The sequence below is a fragment of the Mycobacterium sp. genome (genome assembly GCF_049647605.1).
Lineage (GTDB): Bacteria > Actinomycetota > Actinomycetes > Mycobacteriales > Mycobacteriaceae > Mycobacterium.
The window spans coordinates 91,917-104,635 of the sequence record NZ_JBARXZ010000178.1 but is presented as its reverse complement, the minus strand read 5'-3'; the positions used below and the strand labels follow the sequence as shown (position 1 = coordinate 104,635).

At 64.8% G+C, this 12,719-nt stretch carries 11 protein-coding genes; 4 read left to right on the top strand and 7 right to left on the bottom strand.

The features are described 5' to 3' along the window. From WBB07_RS23135 to WBB07_RS23120, 4 genes are all read left to right on the top strand, one after another. Positions 1-299 (top strand): hypothetical protein (locus tag WBB07_RS23135; RefSeq protein WP_526310948.1); only part of this gene is annotated, 299 nt, incomplete at its 5' end. After that, complete coding sequence (locus WBB07_RS23130; protein ID WP_526310946.1) at positions 292-2,784, top strand: molybdopterin-dependent oxidoreductase; 2,493 nt, start codon at positions 292-294, stop codon at positions 2,782-2,784. The genes WBB07_RS23135 and WBB07_RS23130, both read left to right, overlap by 8 nt. After that, positions 2,744-4,315: an amidase gene (locus tag WBB07_RS23125; protein WP_526310944.1), complete on the top strand. Its 1,572-nt coding sequence runs from the start codon at positions 2,744-2,746 to the stop codon at positions 4,313-4,315. The genes WBB07_RS23130 and WBB07_RS23125 overlap by 41 nt, the downstream gene beginning before the upstream one ends. After that, complete coding sequence (locus WBB07_RS23120) at positions 4,308-5,366, top strand: acetamidase/formamidase family protein (RefSeq protein ID WP_526310942.1); 1,059 nt, start codon at positions 4,308-4,310, stop codon at positions 5,364-5,366. The genes WBB07_RS23125 and WBB07_RS23120 overlap by 8 nt, the downstream gene beginning before the upstream one ends. A 31-nt stretch (positions 5,367-5,397) precedes the next feature. Here WBB07_RS23120 and WBB07_RS23115 read toward each other — a convergent pair whose 3' ends face one another. From WBB07_RS23115 to WBB07_RS23085, 7 genes are all read right to left on the bottom strand, one after another. After that, positions 5,398-5,877: a nucleoside deaminase gene (locus WBB07_RS23115; protein ID WP_526310940.1), complete on the bottom strand. Its 480-nt coding sequence runs from the start codon at positions 5,875-5,877 to the stop codon at positions 5,398-5,400. A 19-nt stretch (positions 5,878-5,896) separates the two neighbouring features. After that, a complete protein-coding gene (locus WBB07_RS23110; RefSeq protein ID WP_526310938.1) occupies positions 5,897-7,216 on the bottom strand; it encodes an FAD-dependent oxidoreductase in 1,320 nt (439 codons plus the stop codon). Between the two features lie 102 nt (positions 7,217-7,318). Then, entirely contained in the window at positions 7,319-8,335 is a 1,017-nt protein-coding gene (locus WBB07_RS23105; RefSeq protein WP_526310936.1) for a LacI family DNA-binding transcriptional regulator, read from the bottom strand. A gap of 39 nt (positions 8,336-8,374) precedes the next feature. Beyond that, entirely contained in the window at positions 8,375-9,610 is a 1,236-nt protein-coding gene (locus WBB07_RS23100) for an ABC transporter substrate-binding protein (protein ID WP_526310934.1), read from the bottom strand. After that, the gene (locus tag WBB07_RS23095) at positions 9,597-10,325 is read right to left on the bottom strand and encodes an ABC transporter permease (RefSeq protein ID WP_526310932.1); all 729 of its coding nucleotides are present in this window, start codon (positions 10,323-10,325) and stop codon (positions 9,597-9,599) included. Before WBB07_RS23095 ends, WBB07_RS23100 begins: the two co-directional genes overlap by 14 nt. A 149-nt stretch (positions 10,326-10,474) precedes the next feature. Continuing rightward, entirely contained in the window at positions 10,475-11,236 is a 762-nt protein-coding gene (locus WBB07_RS23090) for an ABC transporter ATP-binding protein (protein WP_526310930.1), read from the bottom strand. A gap of 172 nt (positions 11,237-11,408) precedes the next feature. Further along, positions 11,409-12,491: a nucleoside hydrolase gene (locus WBB07_RS23085; RefSeq protein ID WP_526310928.1), complete on the bottom strand. Its 1,083-nt coding sequence runs from the start codon at positions 12,489-12,491 to the stop codon at positions 11,409-11,411. Positions 12,492-12,719: the final 228 nt, after the last annotated feature.

The window sequence follows — 12,719 nt, the reverse complement described above, 5'->3', positions numbered from 1 at the left end:
GGATCGTGGTGCAGGTGCGCCTACGGCGATTCGGCCGATCGGCATATCGGCGGTTCGCACCGACGGCCGGTCCCGGGGTGCCGCTGGCCACCGTCGCCGCGATCACGCTGGCCGGCGGCGAGACCTGCGCATACGCCGGTGCCGTGGGCACCGACGCCCGCCCGGAAGCGCTCGACGACAAGGGGCGAGCCGGTGCGCCGCTGCGTGACGACGCCTTCGCCCGGGCGGACTACCGCGCCGCACTGGTTGCGGCGATGTATTCGGACGTGGCTGCCGAATTGGATAGTTGCCGTGATTGACGGACCATTCGCGGTGGTCGACGGAGTGCCGTTACCCATCCCCGAACACGCCCTGGCGAGGCCGTTGGCCGAAGTGCTGCGTGCCAACGGCGTACACAGTGTGAAAACACCCTGCCGGGAGGGCACCTGCGGCGGGTGCACGGTGCAGGTCGACAACCTCCCGGTACTCAGCTGCGTGCTGCCGGCAGCACGAGTGTCGGGTAAACAGGTGAACACCGCGCGTTCCTTGGTGACCACGGATCATGGCGCCTGGGTAGCGCAGTGTCTGGCTCAGCGCGGTGCCCTGCAGTGTGGGTTCTGCATCCCGGGCGTGGTCGCCGGCTGGCTGAGCCGTGACAACGACGCCGCCCTGGAAAGTCACCTGTGCCGGTGCACCGGGTACGTGGGATTGATCCGGGCACTCCACGGCGCACCCGATGCGGCGCCGGCCCGGCCGGATGGACTCGAGAAGGCCTCGGGAACAGCGTGTTACACCGCTGACGGAATACCCGCAGGGACGTTCTACGCCCGGATCCTCGCGGCGCCGCGGCCCGGATCTGTCCTCGGGATCGACGCCGCCGCCGCGATGCGAGTATCCGGTGCAGTAGCAGTGCTGACGCCGGCGGATTCCCCGCCGCACCGATACGACCCGAACCCGCACGGCCTGCCTGATGCCCCCCGCGAGAACTGCGTGTTCACCGACACCCCACGTTTCGCGGGCGACATCGTAGGACTGGTGGTCGCCGACAATGCCGATGCAGCGCGGCTGATGGCCGAAGCGGTGACAGTGCAGGTCGCTGAAACAACTCCCCCACTGCCCGACCCGCTGCAGTACGTACTGGGCGATCCGGCTCCAACGGTGGCCGATGCACTGCGGAACGCCGCGCACACCGTTGTCACCGAGTTCGATTACGGATCGGGCACGCACGACGCAATGGAGCCGCTTGCGGCGCTGGCCTGGTGGGACGATCGAGGGCGCTGCCACGTGCGGGGCTCGTGTCAACTACCCATGTTGGTCCCGGCGATGCTTGCGCCCGTGCTCGACATCGAGCCGCACGAGGTCCTGGTCGAACCCACCGCCCTCGGGGGCAGTTTCGGTCTGCGCGAGGAGGTTCTACTCGAGCCGGCAGCGGCCGTCGCGGCACGGCGATGCGGCCGCCCGGTCCTGGTGGAGACCAGCCGCGCCGAGACCACCGGACTTCGCCGCAGACACGCCGCGCGTGTGCAGATCACCAGCGGCTGGAGCGAGGCCGGCGACATCTCCGTGTTGCAGGTGTCCGCGTGCCTGGATGCCGGGGCTTACCTCGGCCACAGCGCTGCGGTGCTCAGTGCAATGGGTTCACTTGCCCTGCAGATGTATCCGGCGCCGATACGTCGGTTCGACGGCATCGCCGAGTACTCCCCCACCGCGCCCACCACCGCGTTTCGCGGCTACGGCGCCGCCGAAGCGCTGGTGCCACTCGACGTGCACATCGAGACCGCCGCTGGGCAGCTGGGAATCAACACCGACGTCCTGCGGCGCCGGAACATGATGCGGCCCGCTACCGCTGAGGTCGGCGTCATGTCGGCCGTGCAGCACCTGCACCTCGACAAGTGCCTAGATGAAGTGCTCGAGCGACTGCGGCTGCTGCCCGCTGGCGGGGATCGCTGGCGGCGGGGAACCGGGATCGCCACTGCCGTGATCGTGAGCTCTAGCGGCGGACCCGCCCACCGTGACACTGCGCAAGCGCGCTGCCGCCGTGAGGAGGACGGCACGCTGGTAGTGGAAACCGGCCACTCCGAAATGGGGCAGGGAACCCACGCGGTACTCGCGACGGTGGCAGCCGAACGGCTCGGCGTCGAGGCCGCTGAGGTGACTGTTCGGGTGGCGCCGACCTGTCGGCCGGTGGCCGACGGCGGAACCTATGCCAGCCGCGGCGTGCGAATGACCGCGGATTCGGTGTCACGCGCTGCCAGCGCATTGCGGACGCTGATCGACAGCGGTGCCCCCGGCGTACTGGAAGTGCACGGAGCCAGCAGCACAGCCGATTCCACGTTGGCAGGTTGCGCACAGCTGGTGGAGGTCTCCGTCGACACCTGGACCGGCCGGGTGGTGGTGGACCGCGTGGTGTCGGTCCATGACATCGGCGCGGTGATGGATGCACGGATGGCCGAAGGACAGGTGCTCGGTGGAGTGGCCCAAGGTCTGGGCATCGCACTGAGCGATCGGTACCCCGGCGGCCCGCTGCTGCACCACTCGCTGGTCCGCTCCACCGGGATGCCGCCAGTGGAGGTCGTCTTCGTCGAATCGGGCGGGGTGGCAGGCGAGCTCGGCGCCAAGGGACTCGGTGAAGCGTCGGTCGTTCCACTGCCGGCAGCCATCGTCAACGCCGTCGCGGACGCCACCGGGGTACGGATGGCCCAGATTCCCATGACACCCGAAACCGTCTGGCGAGCCTTGTCGGACGCACGAACGAAAGAGCAGAATGACAACACTGGCCACCCACCACATCGACTCCCCCGATGACGTCGACACCGGATTGCTCGATGCTTTCTGGACCTACGAACGGGCGCTGCTGGCCAACGATGTGTCGATGCTGGATCAACTCTTCCTCGCCGATCCCTCGACGTTGCGGGCCGACGCCACCGGTGTCCTGGTAGGACATGACCAGATAGCCGCGTTTCGCGCCGCCCGGCCCGGAGGAGCCCCCGCCCGCACCATCACCGCGCTGCATGTGCGCACACTCGGCGAGGCGACACGCCTGATACTGGCAGAGACGTTGCGGGCCAACGGGGGGCGTGGATTACAAACTCAAATCTGGCAACACACCCCGGAAGGCTGGCGGGTGAGCGCCGCCCACGTCAGTGCTGCACCACCCGGCGATCCGCACCTGTGGCGCACGGTCGGGGCGCCACTGTTGGCCGCCACCGGCGCCGGTCCGCTGACGGGGCTGACAGTGGCGGTCAAAGATCTCTTTGCACTGGCCGGCCAACAGATCGGCGGTGGCACGCCGGCGTACCTGGAGGCCGCGCCGATGTGTGACACCACAGCACCGGCGGTGCAGTCACTGCTCGACACCGGTGCCGACGTCGTCGGTCTGGCCCATACCGACGAACTCGCCTACAGCATTGCGGGTGTCAACCCGCATTACGGCACTCCAGCCAATCCCGCAGCGCCGGGGCGCATTCCGGGTGGATCCAGCAGCGGTCCCGCCTGCGCGGTCAGCCGCGGCGAATCCGATATCGGGATCGGCACCGACACCGCCGGCTCGGTTCGGGTGCCCGCCTCCTATCAAGGCCTGTGGGGTTTGCGCACCACACACGGCGCCGTGTCCACCGACGGGATGCTGCCCCTGGCGCCGTCGTTCGACACAGTGGGATGGCTCACGCGCGATCTCGCCACACTCCGGGCAGTGGCCTCCGTCTCCTTCCCCGACCAGCGCCAGGACGAGTTCCACAGCCAGGTGTTCGTCGACCCCGCGCTGGTGGCCTACTCGGACTCGGCTACCGCGCAATCATTCTGGACCCTGGTCCGTCGGCTTGAACAGTGGAAGCCAGTCCACTACATCGACGTAGCTGAGGGTCGCATCGACGACTGGTTCACGGCTTTCCGCACCGTTCAGGGCTTCGAAGCCTGGCGCACTCACGGTGGTTTCCTGAACGGGAATCCCGATGCAGTGGCACGCGAGGTGGCAGAGAGGTTCGCCGGGGCGTCACGTATCACCGCATCGGAGGCCGAGGCGGCACAGGACATATTGGACTGTGCCACCGCCGATCTCGATGACCGCCTGAACAAGAACGCGGTACTGCTCCTACCCACCACCCCCGGACCGGCGCCGTTGCCCGAAGAACTCGACGACGTACGCGCGGCGACGCTGCGGATGACATGCTTGGCCAGCCTGTCCGGCAGACCTGCGGTCAGTGCGCCATGGCTCCGGTCCGCCGGCCTACCGGTGGGACTGTCCATGCTCGGGTGGCGACACAGTGACCTGAGGCTGCTCGAGTTCTCTGCCGAAGCACAAACGCGCCTCGACGAGATGGATGCCCAGCATGGCTGAGACAGCGCCTGGGAGCCAGTATCTGGCTTCCACACCGGACACCGTTCTGTGGGGTGAGCTCCCCTGTGAGGCCGATGCGCCGGTGATGCACGTCGCCGCGGGCAGCACCGTGGTGATCGACACCGTCAGCCATGAAGGCATCCTGGCAGAGCAGGGCCGCGACCCCCTGACGTTTTTCGGAGGGTTCGGCGTCGATGCGCGCGACGTGCTTCCCGACGCGATCGACATCGCCGGGTCGAGCATCGCGCACGGCCCCGCGCATGGTCCCCACGTGGTCACCGGACCGATTGCCGTCGCAGGCGCGCGGCCCGGTGACATGCTCGCCGTCACCGTGGTCGATCTGACCCGACGTGCCGACTACGGCATCGTCTCCGCTCGACACGGCAAAGGTGCGCTGCCCGAGGATTTCCCGGCGGATCCAGGTAGGTCGACGAGCGTGTTCTGCACCGCGTTCGACGGGTTGGGGGCCATCCCGCTGCGCCAGGACGAGGGCGCATTTCCACGCCGTGACCAGCCTGCCATCCGGTTCCCGCTCGACCCGTTCCTGGGCATCATGGGCGTCGCCGTCGCTGGGGACAGGCGGGCTCATTCAGTCCCTCCGGGGCGCCACGGCGGTAACCTGGACATCCGCGCATTGGGCGTCGGCGCAACCGTCTACCTGCCGGTCCAGGTTCCCGGTGCATTGTTCTACGCCGGCGACCCGCACTACTCGCAAGGTGATGGCGAGGTGGCGCTGACGGCATTCGAGGCGCCGCTGCGTGCCACGGTGCGCCTCGACGTCGTGCGCGACGCGGGCCGCATCGTCGGCGGCAGGCCGTACGCAGAGACCTCCGAGCACCTGATCACCATCGGCCTCGACGCTGACCTTGATGAAGCCGTGCGTGACAACGTCCGCGCCGCCCTGGAACTCCTGCAGGGCAGGTACGGGATCCCCCGGGAACTGGGATATGCCTACCTCAGTGCCGCCGTCGACATGCGCATCTCACAAGTCGTCGACCAGGTGAAAGGTAGTCACGCGCTGATCCGTAAAACCGACCTTGCATGGCACTGAGTCCACCCACGACAGCTCGAAGACTCCGGGCTCACTCGTGCACGGCCAGAGCGGCCGCGTACAGGGGCGTGTTCGGATCCAATGGTCCGGCGACATCGACGATTTCGGGTCCCGTTTGTAGGATTTCCCGGCTCGCGATTCGCAGAAAGTCGGTGGTCGAGCGCCGGGCTTCGACAAATTCGAGGAGCTCCGACTTGCCGACGGCGAAAACCAAGCGACGAATTCCAGCGATGTAGATCGCCCCGCTGCACATCGCACACGGTTCGGTGCTGGAGAACAACACGGTCTCGCGAAGTTCGGTGGCGCTGAGTTCTGCGCTGGCCATCCGGATGAGATTCGTCTCCGCATGGCCCGTAGCGTCTTTGGCGGTCATGACCGTGTTCTCCGCGCGGTGCAGTACGGTGCCAGAGAGATCGGTCAGGACAGCGCCGAAGGGATGATTTCCGGCGGCCTTGGCGTTCCTCGCCAGTTCAATCGAGAGTTCCAGCATCTCAATATCATGTTCCTGCATGAAAGTGCCTTTCTGTCAGTCAGACCGGAAGAGTATCGATGGACGGGTCGTGTGCGTACTCGTCGTCGGCGGTGTCCAGCTTGGTCCCGAACGGATAGTCATAGGATTCGGGTTCGGCCAGGTGCAGCTTTGGCCCCCGCCACAACCATGAGAACGACCTGTGTGCCTCGCCGGCAAAATCACCGAATACTGCGTCTCGACGCTCTTGAGCCTCGCCGTCGGCCAGGTGATAGAGCCGCTCGTTCTCGGCAGAGGCGATCTGGACCTGGCTGACGCGACGAGACCGGCGCCCCTGATACCGAACAAGCGCCTCCTCCAGCATCTTTGGTCCCGCTAAGCTCAGTTCCTCGGCGAGGACCGCGGCATCCTCGATGGCTTGTGACGCACCCTGGCCTTGATACGGCAACATCGCATGGGCCGCGTCACCGAGAAGAGCGATGCGGCCCTGCACCCACTCGGGATCCGGTCGGCGATGAAAGAGTGGTTGAAGCAAGATCGTGCCCTCGGCCTTACACAGCACGTGGCGCAGACGCTCGTCCCAGCCCGGCACGCTGTCGACAAGTTCGTCCAGTTCGACGACGGTGGTCTGCCCCTCGGCGATTCGCCGATCGCTGCCCCGCTTCTGAACAACAATGCTCAGGGCGCTCGACCGGCGCACCAGAAAATGCACCACATGCGCCCCCGGCCCCAGCCAAATCGTGTTTTGCGGGCGATCGAGCAGCCATCTCGTGATCGGATCATCGGCAAGATCCTTCGACGGCACAAGGGCTCGATAGGTCAACTGGTCGGATCGTTGAAGGGTGTCCGCGAAGCCGCAACTCCTGCGCACCGCTGAACGAATGCCGTCGGCGCCGATGAGTGCATCTGCGCCGAATCTGCGACCGTCCTTGGTAACTGCAACAGGGCCGGCCGCGGTGTTCTCGACGTCCGCCACCTCGCAATCGCTGATCACCGATACCGGCTGACCGATACCGCCCTCCGATTCGCACGCCTCGAGCAACGCCCGGTGCAGATCGGCGCGGTGAAGCTGCCAGTACGGCGCGTCGCTCTGCCGCACCATCGACGCCGAGAGCGGCATCGAACCGATCACACGCCCGTCCTGCCAGCGGCGACGAATTTGTTCAAGGGGCTCTACCGCGTAGCGGCTCAGCGAACTGCGAAGCCCCAGGTCGATCAGGATCCGGCTGGCGTTGGGTGCGAGTTGGACGCCCGCTCCGACCTCGGTGAGAACGGAAGCCTGTTCAAGAACCGTCGCCGCGTAACCGACCTGACGGAGCGCAAGAGCTGCGGCCAGCCCACCGATACCGCCGCCCACCACGATCACGGTTGCTTTGCTCATGTGAATGTGCACCTTTCGCGCGATGAGCGCTCTCCTGTGAGCCGGAGGGCTCTACACGTATAGATAACAATGTCTGGTAGCTGTCATATGGATTTCTGCAGGTCACGCGCCTTCGTGGTCGCTCTCGGACAGACTGCATCCGCAGCTGGCGCGGCGCAGAAGTGTCACCGGCAGAGGCTCCTGTTGGGGCGGGCCACCCGCCAGGGCATGGGCGACTGCTTGCGCCGCGAGGGTGTCGACGTCACAGTGCACGGTGGTCAGCGCCGGCACGGTGGTGGCGCTTTCCCTGGTGCCGTTCGTGCCGATGACCGAGATATCGCGGCCTACGATCAAACCGGCCTGGCTCGCGGCGGCCAATATCCCGGTGGCTTGTTCGTCGGTCGATGCGAACACCCCGTCGAACCGTAGGCCCGCGGCCACCATTTCCGAGAAGCTCGCGCATACCTGTGCGCGGTCATAGTCCCAATTCACTGTGTCGCACGCCGTGCCGAGTAACTCTGCGGTCGCGGCGAAGCTTTCGCATCGATCCATGATCGGGCCCGGCGGCTCGTCCACCCCGACGCACAGCAGCCGTTGTCTGCCGTGTGAGATCAGGTGCTCGGCGGCAAGTCTTCCCGCTTCGCGATCGTCGAAGACGAACGACGGGAGTCTCAGGTCGTTGGAGCGTCGGTGCACCAGGAGGACCGGGCCGTCGACTTCCCGGACCAGGTCGTGCAACGAAGCTTCCTCCCCGAAACCGACAAACACCACCGCCGCGACATTCAAACTCAAGAACTCTTCGAGGTAGCGCCGCTGAAGGTCTTGTGAGTAAGCCATGTGCGCCACCAGGGTGGCGTACCCCTGCTCGAAGGCGGCGCGTTCCACCGCCGCGGCAAGAGACGCGAAATAGGAGTTCGTCGCGTCGGGTACCAGCATCCCGATCATGGTGGTGTGCCCGCGTCGAAGGCTGCGAGCGGCACCGCTGCGCCGGTAGCCGAGCTCACTGATTGCCGCTTCGACCCGGGAACGAGTCTCGGACGCAACTGGCCTCGGCCCGTTGTTGATCACGTAGCTCACCACGGCGGTGGAGGTGCCGGCCCGTTCGGCGACATCGTGCAGAGTCGGTCTACCTCGTTTCATCGAGACAACCATAAATTGTCGAAGTGGACTCCCGCCGGTTCACGAGCGGAATCCGATTTCGGGGTCGATGAACTGGTTGGTGTAGAGATCATCTGGACGCAGCCCGGGTGCAATGTCCTGTCCTAGGGCGGAGAAGACCGGGAGTGCCTTGTCGAAGAAGTCGGCTACCCGGTTGGCGTCGAAATCGCCGACCGTGGCATTCGGCCCATTGCTTACGATGCCCTGTTCCCGCATGGCGGTCACTGCCCAGTCAGCCGTTTCTCGTGAGTAGGCCTGACCGCCTCGGAATTCGGCTACTTGTTCCATGGTGAGATCAATGGCGTGCGTTGGGTTGTCGAAGAAGTCGACCTCGGCCCGTTGCATCACCGGGATGAGCTCTTCCAGGCAGGGAGCGAGCTCGTCCAAATCTGCTTCGCGAACCGAGAGTTGTTGGGCGTAGGCGTCCCACCCGGCATCGTGGATCAACTGGTATGAAACGGGCTTGTCCCACGAAGGGACTTCGTGCTCGTACACATAGGCTTCGGAGGTCGAATAGCCCTGTTGTGCGTCTCTGCCCGCTGCAGCGACGAAGTTGGCGGGCGTGCCGTCGTAGCTGTCGTCGAGTACGCCATCGCTGACCAAACCCATCGAACGGAGATACTCCATGTAGGCCGTGCCGCCGGCGTAGCGAATGACGCCGCCGGTGCCCGCGAGCGCTGAGCTGAGCGCCCCGATGCTCTCGACCTCGGGGTAGGTCTGCGGATCCCACATGATCATCTGAGGATTCTTCTCGAACTGCGCCATCACACTGATCGTAGGCATCGCGGCGGACTGTTGGATGGCCTGATCGGTGGTGGTGTAGCCCATGGTGATGGTGTCGTCCTGATACATCGTCGCCACAACATCTTGGAATCCGATCGCAGGTCCGCCCGCTCGTATCTCGACATCCACGCCGGTGTAGTCCCCTCCAGCCATCAGCGGGCCACGGATCGCCTTCTGGTCTGCATCGACTTCGTAGCGGTCACCGAGCAGCTCATACAAGGGGCCGCGTTCTATCTGCGGGTGCCAGTGGGTTTGGATGACCACCGAGGACGGGCACGATCCAGATAGATCAACGGCACCGACTGTGAGACCATCGGCCATCTCGGCCGTAGTGTCGGTGCTGCCGCAACTCGCGAGCACAAGAACAGATCCGAGTGCTGCGGCAGCGAATGAGCATGATGGACGACGCATGAAACTCCTTGCCGTAGAAGACGTTAGGAAAATGAGGTGTGAACAGGTGTCAGCGACTGCCAAAGTCGTACCACCGACCGACAACGCACCGGCCAAGCCATCCGAAAGCGACGAAGACCGTAACGCCGAGAAGAGCTGCGACGGCGATCGAGGCGAAGAGCTCGGGCCCCTGCACCCGTGATTGGTACGTCGAAATGAGTGAGCCCAGCCCCGGCGTGCCTCTGCGAAAGAAGAAGTCGCCGACGATGGCTCCCACCACACTCAGTCCGGCCGAGATTCGTATGCCCGCGAAGATGGCTGGAAGTGCCGTGGGGAATTCGAGCTTCCGCAGAACAGTCCATCTGGTGGCGCGCTGAAGCTGAAACAGCTCGCGCTGCGCCTTGTCGACACTCTGCAGACCGAAGAGCGTGTTCGACACGATGGGGAACAGCGAGATCATCGTGCAGACGATGACCCGCGCCGGAAGGCCGAAGCCGAACCAGAAGCCGATCAGCGGTACCAGCGCAAGCACCGGAATGCATTGCAAGACGACCGCATATGGGAACAGAGACTGCTCCACCCAGCGGGCCTGGGCCATGGCCGTAGCCCAGGCCACGCCGAGAACCACCGAGATGGCCAATCCGGTCAGTGAGACGATGATCGACTGCAGTAGAGCGCTTCTGAGTTCGGAGAACACCGCCGGCTGGAAAGCAGTGAAGACAACTGTGTGAGGCGGCGGTAGGAGAAATCGCGTGCGTTCGCTGAGCACCACGAGCGCGATGTAGTACCACGCGGCCATCGCCAAACAGAAGATCCCCAGCGGCGGCCACACCCGCCCGAACAGACGTCGAACTGGCCCTTGCCGAGCAGCGGTGGCACCGGCTGCCGGCGGCAAGTTCGAGGTTTCTGCGCTTGCCCCTTTTGTCTCTGCGTTTGTCTCGATGGCGCTCATGCTGCGTGTCCAGCGGCGAGGGCGTGCGAGACAGCTCCGCTGAGTTCGGCGAACTCGGGGGTGTATCGGACATCGGGAGTGCGATCGGGTCCGAATGGGACAAGGAACTGTTCGACGATGCGGCCCGGTCGTCCGCTCATGACAACCACTTTCGTCGAGAGGTAGATGGCCTCTGCCACTGAATGCGTCACGAAGAGTCCCGCGAAACCACGTATGTTGAACAGCTTGAGTAGCTCGTCATTGAGGCGCTGACGGGTGATCTCGTCCAGCGCTCCGAATGGCTCGTCGAACAAGAACAGCTCGGGGTCCAACGTCAGTGATCGCGCCAACGAGGCCCGCATTCGCATACCACCCGAAAGGTGTTTGGGGAGGTTGGATTCGAATCCTGCCAGACCCACCAGCTCGATTGCCTCGCGCGCTTTGGCGGCTCTTTCCGGCTTCCTCTCGCCGTGCAGTTCAGCGAGCAGCTCCACGTTGGCCGCGACGCTTCGCCATGGCAGCAAGGTCGCATCTTGAAAGACATAACCGATGCGCGAGGCGGAGATCTCGGCCCGTCCCCCCGAAGCGAGTTCCAGTCCGGAGGCCAGGCGCAACAACGTGCTCTTGCCGCAGCCCGAAGGCCCGACGATACTCACGAATTCGCCCCTGTCGACCTTCAGTTCGACCTCGGAAAGGGCAACGGTGCCGTTGCCGAAGGCCATCGACACGTTGCGGAAGTCGAGTAGCCGCGTCTCGGTAGCTGTGCGATCTGTGGTCATGGTCACGGGTCACCCCTAGTCGGTGGGTTGTCTATGAACGGCACTGTGGCCGGATGTCGTCTCGGTTGGGTTACACGCCCATTGCCGCGTCATCAAATTGTCAGAACGTTTAGATAGCGCTTGATCAGGCGCGAATCAATCGCCCCAGCCCACCGACAGCGGCTGCGCACGCCTACAGACATTGGAGGGAGTTGCTGCCTGCCCCGTCGATCAGGGCGTCGTGAAGGATGCGGACGAATCGCTCCCGATCGGCGTGCATGGCGACATGGACGTTGTGCTCACGCAGACTGCGGTGACGTAGGTCGAAGACCGTCCGGCCGTAGGTGTGCCTGCCGGTGGTCTCGATCGCCGCATAACAGCTCTGAAGTTCGAGCACCGCCGCATCGAGCAGGTAGGCGATGCAGAGTGCGTCGTGTAACGGACTGGAGTCGCGCGGCTCCATGGGCTGCATCTCGGCGTAGCCGCTGATCATGTGTTCGATGAAGCCGGCGGCCGCCGAGGCCGGCGGTCCCGCAGCACGGAGTGTGGCAACGTCGTCGAGCGTGAGGTACGCCTCATGCGTCGCGTCGAGGGGGACGACTGTCAACCTCTCGAAGCCGGCCTGGAAGACCACATCGGCGGACACGGGATCATGCCAGATGTTGGCTTCGGCGCTGGCGGTTGAGTTGCCGATCGCGTGACCGCCGCCCATGAGCACCACCTCCTCGACCGCGCCCACGATGCGCGGGTCAACGGTGATCGCCGCGGCGATATTTGTCAGCGGCGCAACCGAAACGAGGGTCACCGGTTGCGCCGCCGTTCTCAGATACTCGACGAGCCACTCGACGGCGGGTGTGGCGAGCGCGGATCGCCGGGCTGCGGGCAGCGGCACTCGCTCCGCGTGCAGTTTGGTGCGGTTTCGGTCCTCCCCCGGGTTCGGGGGAAATGCGGTCGGCGCGAACGGTCGGGAGAGTCCGCGGTGGACGGGAACCTCGCCGCAGCCGACGTATTCAAGCACCCGGAGGGTGTTGTCGGTCGTGCTGTCGAGCCCGAGATTGCCCCAGACGGTTGTGCAGGCGACCAGGTCAATCGCGGGGGCGAGCGCAGCCATCATGATCGCGACGGCGTCATCGCTTCCAGTATCGACATCGAGAATGATCTTCCTGGCCAACGGGTTCTCTCCCTTGGTTCTGCGGCTTGGTGTCAGTTGTGGCCACGCGGCCCGACCAGCCGACGTGGTCACCACGGTGTTGGATTCGCTCGGGGTCTGTCGCATGAGAGCAACATGATGCCGACCCAAGGGTCGGGCCTGCAGCCGGACTGAATGTCTACAAACGGCACTTTTATCTAGAAATATTTCCTGCGTGTTACGCAGCCGTTGCTGCGGCATCAAGTTGTCAGAACGTTTAGATGAGGCTTGGGCAGCTACGATTCAAACAGTCTTTGATGCCGGGCGCGTTGAGACGCTGAACCCAATCCTGACTTCACAAATGAGTTTTGTAGA

Excerpts from the sequence above, each read along its gene's own strand:
- WBB07_RS23115 (WP_526310940.1), bottom strand. The coding sequence starts at position 5,877 with ATGCAGGAACATGATATTGAGATGCTGGAACTCTCGATTGAACTGGCG.
- WBB07_RS23095 (WP_526310932.1), bottom strand. The coding sequence starts at position 10,325 with ATGGCCGCGTGGTACTACATCGCGCTCGTGGTGCTCAGCGAACGCACG.
- WBB07_RS23090 (WP_526310930.1), bottom strand. The coding sequence starts at position 11,236 with ATGACCACAGATCGCACAGCTACCGAGACGCGGCTACTCGACTTCCGC.
- WBB07_RS23105 (WP_526310936.1), bottom strand. The coding sequence starts at position 8,335 with ATGAAACGAGGTAGACCGACTCTGCACGATGTCGCCGAACGGGCCGGC.
- WBB07_RS23110 (WP_526310938.1), bottom strand. The coding sequence starts at position 7,216 with ATGAGCAAAGCAACCGTGATCGTGGTGGGCGGCGGTATCGGTGGGCTG.
- WBB07_RS23085 (WP_526310928.1), bottom strand. The coding sequence starts at position 12,491 with ATGCGACAGACCCCGAGCGAATCCAACACCGTGGTGACCACGTCGGCT.
- WBB07_RS23125 (WP_526310944.1), top strand. The coding sequence starts at position 2,744 with ATGACAACACTGGCCACCCACCACATCGACTCCCCCGATGACGTCGAC.
- WBB07_RS23120 (WP_526310942.1), top strand. The coding sequence starts at position 4,308 with ATGGCTGAGACAGCGCCTGGGAGCCAGTATCTGGCTTCCACACCGGAC.